Origin of the sequence: Helicobacter sp. NHP22-001, from assembly GCF_030270165.1 — a bacterium.
Classification (GTDB): domain Bacteria; phylum Campylobacterota; class Campylobacteria; order Campylobacterales; family Helicobacteraceae; genus Helicobacter; species Helicobacter gastrofelis.
Genome location: NZ_BSWS01000001.1, coordinates 306,329 through 322,008 on the forward strand (window position 1 = coordinate 306,329; position 15,680 = coordinate 322,008).

Sequence of the window (15,680 nt, forward strand, 5' to 3'; positions counted from 1 at the left end):
TAAAGTTTAAATTAAGCCACACCCACTAAGGGGCATGGGGTGGCTAGACTAAAGCGGTTTAAGCGTGGGGGTGTCCGTGTGGATGTGCACCGTGCGGATGACCATGCGGATGCGCTCCTTGAGGATGTTCGCCATGCGGGTGCGCGCCGTGGGGGTTGCCCCTTGTGTGGGGGTTGCCCTTAGCCCCGACATAAGAGATATTGCCATGCGCATCGATGTCGTAAGCCTGCCCAAAACCTTTGACAAAGCGCCCTTTGACAAACTCTAATTTAATTAAGTGGAAGTCTTGCATGTGGCGGATGGTTTCTAAGCCCCGTCCTTTGCCGTGTTTGGCTAAGAAGTTGTCATACACGCGGTCAAACTCCTCGCCCCTCTCGATGAAGTGCAATTTTGTGCGGTAGCGTAAGCGTTTGCGTAAAATGGGCGATTTTGCACTCGCCTCGTCTTCTAAAAACATGATTTCTACATTTTCAGGGTGGGCTTTTAGGCTTTTGAAGTGCTCGGCAACTTCACTCACATAAATGTAAAAATGTTTGTGGTCGTGGTGTTCGTCAAAGAGAAGTGCGCTATAAGAGCAAATGACCTCGTTTTCAGGGCTAAGGCTGGCGATACACACACTGCTAAAGCTGTCCCTAAACTTCTCTAAATCCTCTTTGACCCCTTTGATGTCGGTGGTTTGTGGGATGGACTTACACAGATCAATGATGGCATCTTTGATGTCCTTCATTTCAGCCACTCTAGCGGGGTAGTCGATTTTTTGGATTTGCTCCTGTGCCCCCTCTTTGATTTTGTAGGCGATCTCAATAAACTCTGTTGTGGCGTTTTTTAAATGCACATCCACCGCATTTTTAATTTGCCCGAATTTGGCGAGCAAGGCTTCCATGTCTTTCACATGGTTTTCGTTCATGTGTTTTAAGATAAACTGCAAATCCATATAAAACTCCTTGTTGTTGTTAAAAGGCGCGCCATTATAACACTCTAAAGTTAATGAAATCTTATTTTTATAAAATAATGAGAAAGTATAGACCTAAACTTTAAGAATCACATTAAAATGGGTACAAAAAATAAGCATAGAGTTAGCAACTGCACTTATTGAGTGGATCGCATGCACTTTCCTAACTAAAGCTGATAACTGCTTTCGTTGCAGTTTACAAACCTGATTTCAAAATCTTAAGGTTCAATTCCACAAACAAAATGGAATGTAGGCAAATAGTCTAAATCACTTTACAATAATCTTCCATTTCCTTAACCTAGAGGCGTATTTTTTTGGATGCTCAAAGAGTTATATAAAATTGATTTAGAACAAGATTTGGCCATGTAGTGCATATGATGAGCACTTTTGGCTGTGATGCATGCCACCTAAGTTAGTAGAGAGGATAGACAAGGCTTATCAAAAGTTTTTCAAAAAATAAGGCAGTGCGTCTAGATTAGATCTAAATAGGAAAATCTATTTAAAACTAGGGGCAATAAGAACAAGTATATCCACGCATAAAGACTAAATAGCGACTAAATTTAGAGACACATAAGAAGGATGTTGGTTTTTTGTGGCCTGTAAAAAATCATTCTTAAAATTTTCATCACACCGCCATCCTATTGGCTTGCTCCGCTTGATCTATGGTTTGCCTGATTCGTTTAATAATTAAGACAGATATAACAGAGTGTAAAGGTAACACTTAGGAATTTTTAGTTAGAATATAAGTCGCATGGGCGGTGGTTGCTTTGGATCAAACCAAAGAGGAAAGTCCGAGCTACATAAGACGAGATTCCATTTAACGGATGGCTAGCGCAAGCTAAGGGAAAGTGCCACAGAAAATAACCGCTCTTTAAGAGTAAGGGTGAAAAGGTGGGGTAAGAGCCCACCGCGCCCCAAGCAATTGGGGTCGGCTTAGGTAAACCCAATCTGTAGCAAGAAGTGTATGGTAAAGTCTTTGATGAGGCACTTCGCAAGAGGTGGGTTGCAAAACCCATCCAAGATAAATAACCACCCTCGACAGAACTCGGCTTATGCCCATGCTTAAAGGATTGCATGCACCAAAGTGTTTTATTAAAAGAGGTTGTCGCTCTTTTTTCGCCCTTAAGCCAAAAGCCACAACCTATTTTAATCGACTGCACTTTGGGTCTAGGTGGGCACAGCCTAGCCTTGTTGCAAGCCTACCCGAATTTACACATTGTCGGCATTGACAGAGATAAAGAGGCACAGGCTTTAGCCCTTGACAAACTTACCCCCTATGCTGAGCGTTTTACCCACAAACAAGGCAACTTCGCCCAGATTCTACCCACCCTACCCCCTCCACAAGGCATTTTGGCGGATTTGGGGGTGAGCTCTTTGCAACTAGATAACCCAAATAGGGGCTTTGGCTTTAACGCTCCGAGTTTAGACATGCGCATGGACACGGAGCAGAGTTTGGACGCATTTAAGGTGGTGAATCATTATAGCCTTTACGAGTTAGAACGGATGTTGCAGGTGGGCGAAGTGCGAGAATACAAAAAAATCGCCTCTCTCATCGTGCAGCAACGCCACAAACAGCCCTTCAACACAGCGCAGGATTTAGCAAACTTCTTAGCCAAGCACACCCACAGGGGCAAGTTGCACCCCGCCACTCTAGTTTTTCAAGCGATCCGTATGGAGGTGAATACCGAAATGCAAAACCTACAAGCTTTGTTAGAGTATTCTAAAACCTTGCAAGACACGCTTATGTGTGTCATCTCTTTTCACTCTTTAGAAGACAGGCAAGTTAAGCACGCCTTTAAAGAATACGCCAACATCTATGGCGACACGCTCACTAAAAAGCCCATTACCCCAAGCCCCACTGAAGTGCAACACAACCCCCGTGCGCGCAGTGCCAAAATGCGGGCTTTTCACTTTAAGGCTTTGTGATGGTATCCTCCAAGCCCTTAGAACTTGAGAGCGAAGAACGCCGTCTGCGTGCCACAGACAAAGAGAAAGAAGCCCTATTTGCTGACAACAAAGAAGAACAACAAGGGTTATCTGCTCCCACCTTAGTCGCTGTTTTCTCCACTTTCTTTATTGTTTTATTTCTCTTTGTGCCTAAGATTTACTTAAGTAACAACATTTACTACATGAGCCGCTCGATCCAAAAACTCCAAAGCCAAGAAGAGATTTTGCAAGAAGAGAAAAACCGCTTACAGCTCGAGTTAGAAAAACAACGCTACAAATACAGCATTGAGAATATGCAATAAACTACCAAGTGATGTTCAAAAGATCCAGACATATTTTGCTTCTATACTGGTGTCTACCCAAACCTGTGATCTTTTGTTTTGGGCGTGCACAGGAGCGTTCTTTTGATCTTTTGGGGGCTTTTTCTAAGGGCAAAGATTTATAGTTTTTTTGCAAAGTGTAGGCCGTTTGTTGTTTTGGGTGTTGCTCGGGGGGCTCTGGTTCAAGCACAACCTGCACACTCTGGCGCGCACAGCACGCTAAAAACAAAGCCAACAAACTCAAGAGTATAGGCATTTTCTCGCACTCCAACATTACCGACCTTAGCACAGAAGGACAAATGGTTTTAAACAAATGTGTTCATTGCATTGTAAGCGTCTAGCATTTCATCTATAGTGTTTAAAATAATATCTTTGGCTTTGGCGTAAAAGACGGGCAAGTCGGCTTGTTTTAAGGGTAAGCACGCCACGAGCAGGTGCAAACACAAATGGGCGAGTGAGCCCTCTAGCAAAATCCCCACAAAGGGGTTTTCTTGCGTGGTTTTTACGCTAAAGGCATTGATTCGATCCACCAAAGCGTAGAGCTCCTTTTTGGTGCTTATGGGTGTGTTTAAAAGCTCTGCTAAAGTCTCTTTAAAGGCGTTGAAGCCCTCTATGGGTGGGCTTAGTTTCAGGGGCTTAAAGGCGTTTTTAATGCGCCTAATGGCTCTGTCTTTCTTGCCCCCCGTGAGCTTTAAATCCTGCGCCCTTAGGGGGGTGGTGTTCTCAATAAAAGCTCCACTAGAGAGATTGTAAACTTGGTTTTTGCCTTGTTTAAAGAGCTGCTCCATTTGTTTAGCTGAGAGCAGAAATAAGCCATCGCTAAAGACTTTGCTGTCACCAAAATTCGAGCGCACTTCTAGGGCATTTGGGGGGATAAAGGAGCTTTCTGTGCCATAGTATGAACCTTTGGCATGCTTGGCTTGCCCCTCAATGTAGCCGCAATCCAGTCCGCATAAAATCAGGGTGTGGCTAAAGAGGCTGGCAAGTGCTGCCCCCGCATTGCCCACAAAGGGCGCGCTAAACTCCACGCTTAAATGCGGATCAAGGTAGGCACTCCCACTCCCCCCCCGCATGAACATATACGCCTCTTTAGCGTAGGCTAGGGCCTTAGGATTTAGCATATTGCCGCAGATTAAGGGCGTGTCCTCCAGTGGTGCGCTTTCTAAAACCTCTTTTAAATAGTCAATGCGCTCAATTTCAATTTGAAAATCCACAGATACCCCCGCCTTTTTGAGCACCTTTAAAGCCGTCCCACAGCTAAAAATTATCATTTTATCCCCATGCTCTTTTAAAAAGGGCAATAAGCCATCTAGGCTAGGACCATTACCCACGATACAAATAGGCAAGTCTATGGGCTTAATGCGTTTTGGGCGCAAGAACGGGGGGTTTGTTTTTAGGTTTTTTAAGGTGTTTGTAAAGCCTAGCATTTCATCTTCAAAGCTCCCCCAACCCCTAAGTGCGCTTTTTTTATGGGCGTAAAAACTTTGGGCTTGGGCTTTGGTGTCCTCGTTTTTATAGGGGTCAAATTCTAGGTGCAAAAAGCTATGGGTGATTTTTTTAGAAATAAAGATATGTTGCAAGACTTTTGGTTGCATTGTGCCTAGACTTAGAACGCACGCATTGGGTGTGGTTGCCTCAAACAAGCGGGCGTAATCGATGAAGTAACAACTGATACGCCACAAATCGGGGTGTTCTTCACATAAATACAAGGCGTGGAAAAACGCCCCTTGTTCTAAGAGTAAGGCTAACACCAGTCCGCCGGCTAGCCCATAAAAAATCGTGGGGGGGTAGAAGTTTGCGCCCAAGTGATAGGTTTTTATATTGGGGCTTAGATTTAAAAGGGCTTGGCAACCCTTGTTGGTTAAGGGCAGAGATTCAAGGGGACTTAGGGGAGTGATTTGGTTATCATCTAGCCGCCATTTGGGATTTGTAAGCGGGGCTTTTGCCCACTCTTTGGCAACGGATAACATTTGGTGTTGCCCCTCTATGCAAGCAAAAAGCAAGGAATGGTCGTTTAAATTGATGATATTAACCCCACCCGGATCGCTTAAGAGGTTATAGAGCGTGGGGGGTTTAAGAAGGGTGGCATAGAGCTTAGGCAGGTAGGCTTTAAAAAACCCTAAATTCCTCTCAAAGCACGCCCCCATCCTCTCTTCTGTGATCAACCCCTCCATTAGGGCTATTTTGCCACAATTTGTTTATACCCTCGGCTAGGATCAAAAACCAAAAAGCGTTTGGGGACATTGCGGTAACGGCTCAAGGCGCGGTTGAAGTCCTCAATGTTGCGCACGCTCACATTTTCAATTTGCATGATGACATCGCCCGCTCTAAAGCCCAAATCTTGCGCTTTAGAGTTGTCTTTCACCTCTTGCACCAAAACCCCATGGATTTCTTCAGGGATACGGGCTTCTTTGCGCAATTTGGGGGTTAGGGTCTCTACTTTAAGGCCGCTCAGTTGCCCGTGTGCACCCTCGTGGGCGGTGCTGGTTTCTTTTCTATTGGGGTTTTTGCGCTCGGTGAGGACTAGGCTCGTGGTGTATTCTTTTTTGTTGCGCATGTATTTGATCGTCACGCGTTGGTTGGGCGCCATAGAGCCGATCAAATTACGCAACTCGGCGGAGTTTTTCACCTTTTTGCCATTGACTTGCATGATCAAGTCCCAAATCATCAAGCCCGCTTTTTTAGCCGGGGAGTCTTTTTCAATGCTGATGACCACCGCCCCCTCTTGTCCATTGTAGCTAGACTGTAACTCGGAACTCACATCTTGGATCCCCACGCCTAGATAGCCTCTGTGGATGGTGCCGGTTTTAATGAGTTGGACGGCGATGTGTTTTACCGTGTTTGAGGGGATGGCAAAGCCCACGCCGTGGTTACCCCCCGTGCGCGATAAAATCGCCGTGTTGATCCCAACCAACCCGCCCCGACTATCAATGAGCGCACCCCCTGAGTTGCCCGGGTTGATCGCCGCATCTGTTTGGATAAAGTTTTCGTAATTGTTGATCCCAATACTGGTTTTATTGAGCGCAGAGATGATCCCTTGTGTTACGGTTTCGCCCACCCCAAAGGGGTTACCGATGGCAAAGACCAAATCCCCCACCATGAGATCACCGCTATCGGCAAACTGGATGGTAGGTAGATTTTCTTTATTGATTTTAATCACCGCCAAATCGCTGTCCGCGTCCTTACCCACTAAAGTTGCCACATACTCTTTATTGCTCCCGGGGATGGTGACAGAGATTTTATCCGCCCCATCGATGACATGGTTATTTGTAACAATGTAGCCATCCTTAGAGATAATGACCCCACTGCCCAGCGCGCGCTCCACGCGATCTTTAGGCACAGAGTTATAAAGATCGCCAAAGAATTGTTGGAAAAAGGGATCGTTGAAAATCCCTCCACCCATGAAATTGCTTTTAATTTTTTTTTGTGTGGAGATATTCACCACTGCCTTGGTCGCCTCTTTTACGGAGTTGTGGTAAGAATAGATCGTGTTGATCCCATTGTGATCTGCGCCCACGCGGTTTTTCACCTCAGGCATGGTCTGTATCTTGATTGACCCCGCCCCCAGCCCCACGGCCAAAGCCACGCTTAATGCTATAAACCTCATCGCTGTCCTTTAAAAATAAGTATTTCTATTTAGTATAACCAAACTTTGTTTAAGCCTGCCCCCATCTATCCTTAGTCAGGTAGTAGCCCAAATAGCATAAAAGGGTGTAGCCAATGGTTAAATACGCCCCAATGCGCTGGTCTGGGTCCATATACGCCCCCACGACCCCCACAAGCGACCCACTAATGCCAATGAATTGGATCAAAGGCAAAAAGGGGGCGCGGTAAGGCAAGTCGTCTAAGGATTTGCCCGAAGCCACAAACTGCTTTCTAAAATTATACTGCGCCACGCTCACGCTGATCCACACAATGATCACGCTAAAACTGATGATGTTAATTAAAGATTCGATGATCTTTTCAGGGGCATAGGCTTGGGTGAGCATGCCAAGAAGCGTAAAGCCCATAGACAAATACATCGCGTAAACGGGGGTACCTTGTTTATTGAGTTTGGCAAAAATGGGGGGAAACATCTTTTTTTGTGCCAAACCATAAACCATGCGGCTAGAGGCATAGACCCCCGAATTAGCGGTGGATAAAATCGCCGTGATGATCACAAAATTCATCACATCGGCAGTGTAAGGAATCCCCGTGCCAAAAAAGGGCAAAGGGATACGCTCTAGGGTGCTGACAAAGGGGCTTTTGGCGATGCTCGAGTCGGTCATAGGCAAAAAAACAGAGATCACGATCACCGAACCTAAAAAGAAAAATACAATGCGCCACAAAGTCGCCTTGATGGCTTTAGGCATCGCCACACTCGGGTTTTTTGCTTCCCCTGCTGCCACGCCCACGATCTCTGTGCCCGTGTAGGCAAAGATCACGGCTAAAATCACCCCAAAGACCCCAGAAAGCCCCTTGGGGAAAAACCCCGCCTCTAATCCTAGGTTTGGGTTAGCTTTAGTGATGTAAAAATGATCCCATACATGGCTAAAGCCGTGCAGATAACTTTGGTAAACAATCCCCACCACCCCTAAGATAATGAAAATAAAGACGGCTAAAACTTTAATGGACGCTAAGAAAAACTCCCCCTCAGCAAAGACCCGCACCGAAAAGGCATTGAGTAAAAAAATCAGCACAATACAGCCCATGACAAAGTAATACACGGGCACATGGGGAAACCATCTTTGCATGAGAAGCCCCACGGCGATGTATTCCACCGCCACCGTGATGACCCAACCCACCCAATACATCCAAAAAACCATGTAACCTGTTGCCGGACCAATAAAGCGTGTGGCGTAATCGCCAAAACTCCCCGTAGTGGGGTAGACGCTCGCTAGCTCGCCTAAAGACAAAATAATGGAATAAACAATCACCCCCCCCACCATGTAGGCGATCAATGTCCCTAAAGGCCCGGCATTGGCGATATTGCCCCCCGTGCCCACAAATAGTCCCGTGCCGATTGTTCCGCCTAAGGCAATCATCAATAATTGCCGCACTTTAATGCCCCGTTCTAAATGCTCGCTTTCCACAAACTTCCTTTCAGCCCCCCTCTTTAAAACGCCGCCCACGCCGTTTTAAAACCGCCTTAAGAAAGAAAGCCACACACTCAAGTTTAAATAATGGGGGGGTAGAGCCGTGTAAAGAGGGCACATCAGACATACCACATGAGTTTAGCGCACACAATGATGAGAGCGCCTAGAATTAACACGGCTGGGTGGATGATGTTTCCAATGGGGTTTTTTTTGTTTAAAAATTTGCAAGTTAAAGCGATCCCCACCATTGCAAAAATCCCACATGCAAAGCAAATTTTTAACATGAGAACTTTTTGAAAGGGGGTTTCAAAGTAACCCTTATCCCCCCCGATGTATTGGCTCACCATCATCCCCCCCGTGATCAAAAGCAACAACACACAAATGGGCATGATTTTAACCGCCCTCTGACCGATCCCCTGCTCCGCTTTGTTAGCAACCTCTTCCCCGTAAAGCTTTTTAACATTGGGCAAAATCACCACATCAAAGAACAAATAACCGATGAAAATCACCGCACAAAACAAGTGGACAATGAGGACATAAGGGTAAATCGCAGCCATGAGTAACCTTTAATCTAAATCAAAACTCCCATTATAGCCTAAGTTTGGCTAATGAAGCCCCACGCCCAAATACCGCCCCAAAACTTGCGTGCTCGATTGCAAGAATTTATCCAAGAGCCTTTCAAAGCGGTCTTTTTGCAGCCAAATGGGGGTTTTGACATGGCTTAAATCTTGCAAGGCTTGAATGGCTTGGTTATAAGTGCCTATGTGGTCAATAAGGTGCAAATCCAGGGCTTCTTTGGCGTTAAAAATCTTGCCCTCGGCAAACTCGGGGGCGTTTTTGGAGTCTAACTTACGCGCTTTAGCCACATCGCTCACAAACATTTGATACTCTTGCGTGAGAAGTTTGTCTAAATATTGCTTCTCTTTGTCCGTCCAAGCGCGCGTGAAAGTACCGACCTCTTTATACGCCCCCTTAGCCAGCCCTTGAGATTTGATGCCTAATTTATCCATGAGGGCTTGGATATTCACCCCGCTAAAGATCACCCCAATAGAGCCCACCAGCGCGCCCCGATTGGCGTAAATCGCATTGGCCGCCATGCCCGCATAGTAGCTCCCACTTGCCATCACCCCCTGCACATACGCCACCACCGGCAGTTTTTGCCTAAGCTCAGCGATCATGTCGTTTAGCTCCACACTCGCGCTAATGCTCCCCCCCGGCGAGTCTATCAACAACAGCACGCCCTTAACGCTAGGATTTGCCAGCACTTGTTGCACCTGCGCCCTTAAACTCTCGCTTTCAAAAATCGGGCCATAGAGATAGATTTTGGCTAGATTGGGTGGGGAGGTCTGTGTGCCAGTCCTGCTTGCCAGCACGAACAGCACGATTAAAAGCAACACAATCGCTTTAAAATAACGGGTGATAAAATCTAGGGGGGTGGTGAAAACCTTTGCCAACTTGGCGCACATGAAAAACTCCAAAAAGAGGATAAGCCCTTATTATACTACCTTAAATGAAAATGTGTTATAAGGCTAGCAAAAAGAAACACCATGGCTTGCAGGTTTTGCCCCAAGGTTAGGCGGGGCGATTTGTTATTTATTGTAGTTGCAGGTTTGGCTTTTTATGGGGTCTATAGCTACCAAATGCGCCAAGTGCAAAAAGAGCAAGATTTTAAAAAATTGCAAGAAGCTTGCGTGTTACACCACGACAAAAAAGCATGCCAAGGAGTTTTAAAGCCCAAAAGCTAGACTAGCGGGCAAAAAGGTCGTTTATGTTGCAAAAAATTCTCCCCCTCGTGTTTGTGTCCTCTTTGCGTTTTTTAGGGCTATTCATCGTCTTGCCCGTGATCTCTTTGTATGCGGTGGGTTTCAAGGCTTCGGCGGCGATGATGGGCTTGGCGGTGGGGGGGGCGTATCTCACCCAAATTTTATGCCAAACCCCCATTGGGATTTTAAGCGACAAATACAGCCGTAAAAAGGTCGTGCTGTGGTGCTTGGGGGTTTTCACCATAGGTTCTTTTCTTTGCTTTATGGCGCACAATATCCAAATGCTCGTGGTGGGGCGTTTGATCCAGGGCATGGGCGCAATGGGTGGAGTGCTAAGCGCGATGATCGCCGACCTTGTGGAGGAGGAAAAGCGCACGCATGCGATGGCGATGATGGGGGCGGGGATTTTCTTTAGCTTCACAGCGGCAATGGTGATAGGACCTAGCATTGGCATGCACTTTGGGGTGCAGTGGCTCTTTATGCTAACCGCCCTTTTGAGCCTAGCCTCCATGCTCTTAATGGCGTTTAAAGTCCCAGAACCCCCCAAGATCGTCTATACCCTCAAAGAAAAACCCCGCTTGCAAGACGCTTTAAAAAACAAGGATATTTTCATCATCAACTCTTGTTCTTTCTTTGAAAAGTGCTTGATGACTTTGATTTTTGTTCTAATCCCCCTAGCTCTCGTGCATGAGTTTAAAATGGATAAAAGCGTGCTTTGGAAAATCTACACAGCGGGGGCGTTCTTAGGCATGGTGAGCATGGCACCTGCGGCGATCATCGCCGAGAAGTTCCACAAGGCTAAGGGTGTGCTGTTAAGTGGGGTGTTTTTATTTTTAATCGCCTATGCTTGTTTAGCCTATGCTGATCGGCATTTAAATTCGCCCACGACTTGGCTTTTTATCGCAGGGATCATGTGCTTTTTTGCCGGCTTTGGCACGCTTGAGCCCATCATGCAATCACTGGCTAGCAAATTTGCCAAAGCGCACCAAAGGGGGCTGGTGCTTGGCATGTTTGTAACTTATGGCTATGTGGGCTCATTTGTGGGGGGGATGCTAGGGGGCATGGGTTATACATACCTTGGCGTAGAAAAAGTGGCAATCCTTGTAGTCGTGGTGTGTGTGTTGTGGCTAGGGCTTGTGAGCCTGCTTAGCAACCCTAGCCGTCAAAAAAATGTCTATTTTCCCCTAGATGCCTTCGATCGCAAAAAGTTTGGAGCCATTGAGGCACAAGTGGGGATTTTGGAGTGGTATATCAACGAGAGCCAAAACACAATCATCGTTAAATACGACGCCTTGCAAACCAACGAGGAAGAAATTATAGAACTCTCTGTGGCGTTTAGAAAGGCTACATAAACTTAGCGCTTTTTAAAGTTATTTACACTAGAATGGAGCCTTTAATTTTAAGAAAAAGAGGTCCTATGCGTAAGTTATATGGTGTTTGTAGCGTTGCTGTGGCAGGTTTGATTTTGGGGTGTGCGCACACAGCGAGTCGTGGGGAATTGGATCGTTTCCAACAAGCTTACTATGCCAAAGACCACAAACAAGCCGACCAAGTGTCTAAGGCTGCCTTGAAAGAGGATAAAAAACAAAAAGACGCGCCTTTGTGGAACTTAGAAGATGGGGTCAATGCTTTTATGATGGGGCAGTATAAAGCTTCTTTAGACACCCTAGACAAGGCGAACAAAACCTTTGACACTAACTTTAAAAGCATGGAAAAAGGCATTGCTAAAGCCGGAGCAGCCACTTTGGGTTCAGCCATCAATGTGCCTTATGAAGGGCACATGTATGAGTGGACTCTCACCAACTACTACATGGCACTAGACTATGCGTTCTTAGGCAACAAACAAGACGCTAGAGTCGAGTTTAACCGCACCATTGACAGAGAACGCCGCATTAAAGAAGCCTACAAAAAACAAATCAAGAAAACCCAAGAGGAAATGGAAAAGGCAAAACAAAAAAATGGCGCAATGTTTAGTAAATTGACTGCAGGCACGGCTGGGTGGCAGAGCGAACTTGACAAAACCTTTTCAAACTTGGCGCAATTTAAAACCTACACCGGTTTCATTAACCCCTTAGTTGACTATGTAAGTGGGTTGTTCTTTGCTAGCACAGGCGATAGTAAGGGCATTGATGACTTAAAAGAAGCCTATGGGGTGAGCCAAAATAAAATTGTGGGCGAAGACCTTAAAAACTTCATGGACCACACCAAAGAAAAATTCACTTGGGTGATTGTGGAAGATGGCAAGCAACCCACTTTGGGAGAATTTAAAATGCCCTCCATTAACTTGGCGTTGCCTAAACTCAAAGACGGGCAAGCTTTCCACACAAACTTTAGCGTTGTAGTAGATGGCAAAAGCGAAAAAATGGGCGTGCTCTCTAACTTCAATGTTGTTGTGCAAAAAGAATTCCAAACAACCCTCCCCGTCATTAGAGGTCGTGCCATTAGCTCAGCAATCTTAAAAACAGCTGCGGGCAAAGGCATGGAAACAGCCGGACAATTTGTCCCCGGTGTGGGTGGTGCTGTCATGAGCGGTCTTGGGTCAGTGATGCGTAGTGTCAATAAAGCCAGCACTGCCGCTGACACAAGAGGTTCTAATGTATTTCCAAGCATGGTCTATTTGGGGCGCGTGGATAACAAAGCACATAAATTTAGCATCCAAATTGATAATTTGCATCAAGACTTCACCATCGCCCCTTGCAATGGTAAGCCCGCTGCTCCCGGACAAGTTTGTGGCGATACCAACAACATCATCTTTGTCCGCACTTTCCCCAACGATTTAAATGTGAAATCCCTCTCCCTCTAAGCCTTTTGAACTTAAGCCTATGGCTTAAGGGCTAGAGTGGCACTAAAAAGTGCTGCTCCCTCGCTTGTCATTATTAATCTAGAAGGGCTAAATATTTTTCCGTCTTTAAAAAGCTCCCTTTCCATTTGGCTAAAGCCCCCCTCGGGACCGATGATGACCCCCTTTTGGGGCTCTAAACTTTGTGCGTGCCCGCCAAAATCTAAAACCCCTGCTTGTGGGTAAATCTCTAGCGCACTCTTTAAATCTGTTAACACTTCTAGGGGCATTAAGTCGCTGCGCCCACATTGCTCGCAAGAGGCGATCAAAATCCTTTCAAACCTTTCTAGCTTGGCTTTGTCTAGCCCCTCACTTCTTTGGCTAAACTGCGCCATAAAAAAGCTAATCTTTAGCACCCCCATTTGGTTTAAATAGGGCAGGACTTTTTCTATACTCTTGGTGCTGATGATCGCCCAAATTAAATGCGCACCTTGTGTGGGGCGCATAGGCTGGGCTTGTGCGCTCACGAGCTCTAGTTTTGCGCTGTGCTTTTGCACGCTTAGGGGTTTATAAAAATATAAATTGTCGTCTTTGAGATTACGCAAAGCGAGTTGTTCTGTAGCTAAAGTGCGGCGGCTGAGGTAAATGTGTGTGTAAGCCTTATCCTCTAGACTTAGAGTGGGTGCTCCGGCTAGTGGGTGGTAAATAAAGCGCATTAAAGGAACAACAAGAGGCACAAGAGCAAGTTTAGCCCATACAAACCCTTGCACCATTTTAATGTAGGCAAGCATTAACGGCTCTTTTGTGCGCGCGATTTTAAGCTTACGCACCCTTAAAACCTCACCCCCACAGACTACACACAGCACAAGCCCCATAAACCCCACACGCCAAGAGAAGTTAAAGTGTTGCATTGCCAATAAAAACACCCCACTAAAAAAGGCCATTGCCCCCCACATAAACACCATGGGCATCATTAAATAAAGTTTTTTGTTTAAAGAGGCGTAGTTTTTAGCCAGCCACAAAAAGGCAAGATTCAAGACAAACAGCACGGGACCCAAAGCCATTAAAAAGACATGGAAACTAAGGGCGTTTTGCCACGCCAACCCCGTCATTGCCGCTTAGAAAAGGTGATGGAGTACACCTCGTTACGCAACTCAAAGAGCGGGTCTTTGGGCGGCTCAACCCCGCTAGGCAACATGCTTGGCATAAACACCTCCCCATTGCACCCATGCCCCTTGTAGGTTTGCACCCTCAGTTGCCCGACTTTGATCTCCTCGTGCTTGCCATGCCATAACTTGGTCGTGTCGTTGGTGGGATCGTTTTTATTGGCGAGCTCTAAAACCATGTTATAGACAATAGGGGCTTTGGCGACCCTATCTTTAAAGTCTCTTTCTAAAAAGTCGTTGCCGGTGCGTTTGAGCTCGGCGTGGGTTAAATCGTGCACCCCTGCCACAGGCACAAAACTAAAACGGGCGGGCAAGAAGCGTTGGGTCTGTTTGTCTTTGAAGTAAAAAGTATGCGTAGAGTAGTAGCGCGTGTGCGCCACGCTGTCTGTAACGCCCACGCCTTGCATATAGTGGGCGAAGTTTCTAAAACTTGCCACTTCTTGTGTTGTCCTCTTGATCTTTTCTTGATCCACATGCCCGTTTTTAGGGATGCGGATTTCTAGGTAACGCCCAAACTCTTCGGGGTTTTTAGCAAAGTTAATGGGGGCGTTTGTCATCACCATCACCCAATCATCTTTACCCATCCTTAAAGCCATGCCTCGCCCCTTAGATTTATCGCTGGCATGCAAATTACCCCCACTTAGCGAATAGCGCACTTCTGTGGGGATACTGGCTTTATCCAAAAGCGGAATATCTAGGCGTGCGCTGGCTTTTTCATCGGGGATAAACACACCCAGCGCACAAAAGCCCTTGGTGTGGTTGATTTTCTTGTGTGGGTTTTTGGCATCGCCACTCAGTTGGTAAAACAAGTCGGCGATCTTTTGGGCGTTGTAGATTTGCCCGGCATGGGCGCAAGAGAACAACACTAAAGGCAACAAAGCGCACCCAAGCCTATGCACCATTTTCCTTTTTAAAAGTTATAGACATAGTTGGCGTATAAATCAATCACCCGTCTAAAAGAATAGGTGAAGGTGGAGGTGTCGCCCTTGGTTTGTGTGTAATAGGGATCGTTAATAGCAGGGACTCTAAAGCCCACTTCAATGCCATTATGTGCCCCGAGGTTAGCCCGCATCCCAAAGTTAAACATCCACTGCACAAAGGTGGGAGAATAGACGACACTTGGGTTTCCAATGGCTTGTTGGAAGTAAAAATTGCTTGTGCTCACACAATTAACGCCATTCACTCGTGTCTGGCATACATCATTAGCCTTACCTGCCCCTAAAGCCCAGCTGCTCCCTCCAACTGCCATGCCCACAAAGACCCCAAACTCACTTCCCTTGTTGTGGTAGAAAGTCCAAAGCGCATCTATACCCACACCATAGAAGAAATTCCCCACGGGTCCTTGTGTGGGGTATTTATTCCCCATTTTTTGTGAGAAACCTCCGCCTTGTAAATTGATGAGCCCATAGTAGCGCACACCCCAATGCCTTTTTTTGCCAAAGAATTGTTTGTAACCACCCACAAAGTCTACTCCACCTAGATTTCCAGACCAAGGACTTGAAGAAGTGCTGTTAGGGGTGCGTGTCGCGCTCGACCCCGCTGCGTGGGCGTAATCCACCCCCGCTTGCACATACCAACCATCTTTAGCTGCCTCTAAAGGCAAGCAACCCAAGAGAGCTCCAAAGCCCACCATTTGGCAAACCACTTTTTTAAACAAGCAAACTCCTTACTATGGAAT

14 protein-coding genes and 1 other RNA gene are annotated in these 15,680 nt (G+C 46.3%); 6 read left to right on the plus strand and 9 right to left on the minus strand.

Annotation, left to right across the window (positions count from 1 at the left end; genetic code table 11):
• Positions 1-58: 58 nt before the first annotated feature.
• The gene (locus tag QSJ47_RS01610) at positions 59-934 is read right to left on the minus strand and encodes a HugZ family heme oxygenase (RefSeq protein WP_285602213.1); all 876 of its coding nucleotides are present in this window, start codon (positions 932-934) and stop codon (positions 59-61) included.
• Positions 935-1,699: 765 nt separating this feature from the next.
• On the opposite strand from QSJ47_RS01610, the gene rnpB reads away from it, so the two are divergent.
• The 3 genes from rnpB to QSJ47_RS01625 all read left to right on the plus strand — a co-directional run bounded on the left by rnpB (position 1,700) and on the right by QSJ47_RS01625 (position 3,201).
• Positions 1,700-2,020: RNase P RNA component class A (rnpB, locus tag QSJ47_RS01615), an RNA gene on the plus strand.
• A gap of 6 nt (positions 2,021-2,026) precedes the next feature.
• Complete coding sequence (gene rsmH / locus QSJ47_RS01620) at positions 2,027-2,878, plus strand: 16S rRNA (cytosine(1402)-N(4))-methyltransferase RsmH (RefSeq protein ID WP_285602214.1); 852 nt, start codon at positions 2,027-2,029, stop codon at positions 2,876-2,878.
• On the plus strand, positions 2,878-3,201 hold the full coding sequence (locus QSJ47_RS01625; protein WP_221271992.1) for a hypothetical protein: 324 nt from the start codon (positions 2,878-2,880) through the stop codon (positions 3,199-3,201). Before rsmH ends, QSJ47_RS01625 begins: the two co-directional genes overlap by 1 nt.
• 323 nt (positions 3,202-3,524) lie before the next feature.
• On the opposite strand, the gene QSJ47_RS01630 is transcribed toward QSJ47_RS01625, so the two are convergent.
• The 5 genes from QSJ47_RS01630 to sppA all read right to left on the minus strand — a co-directional run bounded on the left by QSJ47_RS01630 (position 3,525) and on the right by sppA (position 9,760).
• Positions 3,525-5,393 carry a motility associated factor glycosyltransferase family protein gene (locus QSJ47_RS01630; protein WP_285602215.1) on the minus strand — a complete coding sequence of 623 codons (1,869 nt, stop codon included), beginning with the start codon at positions 5,391-5,393 and terminating at the stop codon, positions 3,525-3,527.
• Positions 5,394-5,398: 5 nt separating this feature from the next.
• Entirely contained in the window at positions 5,399-6,826 is a 1,428-nt protein-coding gene (locus QSJ47_RS01635; RefSeq protein ID WP_221271994.1) for a Do family serine endopeptidase, read from the minus strand.
• Positions 6,827-6,875: 49 nt separating this feature from the next.
• Positions 6,876-8,291 (minus strand): amino acid permease, encoded by a 1,416-nt coding sequence (locus QSJ47_RS01640; RefSeq protein ID WP_285602357.1) that lies wholly within the window; start codon positions 8,289-8,291, stop codon positions 6,876-6,878.
• A 122-nt stretch (positions 8,292-8,413) separates the two neighbouring features.
• Positions 8,414-8,851 carry a CopD family copper resistance protein gene (locus QSJ47_RS01645; protein WP_221271995.1) on the minus strand — a complete coding sequence of 146 codons (438 nt, stop codon included), beginning with the start codon at positions 8,849-8,851 and terminating at the stop codon, positions 8,414-8,416.
• A gap of 48 nt (positions 8,852-8,899) precedes the next feature.
• Entirely contained in the window at positions 8,900-9,760 is an 861-nt protein-coding gene (gene sppA, locus QSJ47_RS01650) for a signal peptide peptidase SppA (RefSeq protein ID WP_221272530.1), read from the minus strand.
• An 81-nt stretch (positions 9,761-9,841) separates the two neighbouring features.
• Between sppA and QSJ47_RS01655 the strand changes: the two genes are divergently transcribed.
• The 3 genes from QSJ47_RS01655 to QSJ47_RS01665 all read left to right on the plus strand — a co-directional run bounded on the left by QSJ47_RS01655 (position 9,842) and on the right by QSJ47_RS01665 (position 12,860).
• Positions 9,842-10,039: a hypothetical protein gene (locus tag QSJ47_RS01655; RefSeq protein WP_221271996.1), complete on the plus strand. Its 198-nt coding sequence runs from the start codon at positions 9,842-9,844 to the stop codon at positions 10,037-10,039.
• A 23-nt stretch (positions 10,040-10,062) separates the two neighbouring features.
• On the plus strand, positions 10,063-11,409 hold the full coding sequence (locus tag QSJ47_RS01660) for an MFS transporter (RefSeq protein WP_221271997.1): 1,347 nt from the start codon (positions 10,063-10,065) through the stop codon (positions 11,407-11,409).
• A gap of 65 nt (positions 11,410-11,474) precedes the next feature.
• Positions 11,475-12,860: a COG3014 family protein gene (locus QSJ47_RS01665; protein WP_285602216.1), complete on the plus strand. Its 1,386-nt coding sequence runs from the start codon at positions 11,475-11,477 to the stop codon at positions 12,858-12,860.
• 17 nt (positions 12,861-12,877) lie between these two features.
• Here QSJ47_RS01665 and QSJ47_RS01670 read toward each other — a convergent pair whose 3' ends face one another.
• From QSJ47_RS01670 to QSJ47_RS01680, 3 genes are all read right to left on the minus strand, one after another.
• Positions 12,878-13,552, minus strand: a complete 675-nt coding sequence (locus QSJ47_RS01670) for a 16S rRNA (uracil(1498)-N(3))-methyltransferase (RefSeq protein WP_285602358.1) — start codon at positions 13,550-13,552, stop codon at positions 12,878-12,880.
• 392 nt (positions 13,553-13,944) lie between these two features.
• Complete coding sequence (locus tag QSJ47_RS01675; protein ID WP_285602217.1) at positions 13,945-14,901, minus strand: catalase; 957 nt, start codon at positions 14,899-14,901, stop codon at positions 13,945-13,947.
• An 11-nt stretch (positions 14,902-14,912) separates the two neighbouring features.
• Positions 14,913-15,659, minus strand: coding sequence for an outer membrane protein (locus QSJ47_RS01680; RefSeq protein WP_285602218.1), 747 nt, complete (start codon positions 15,657-15,659; stop codon positions 14,913-14,915).
• Positions 15,660-15,680 lie beyond the last annotated feature (21 nt).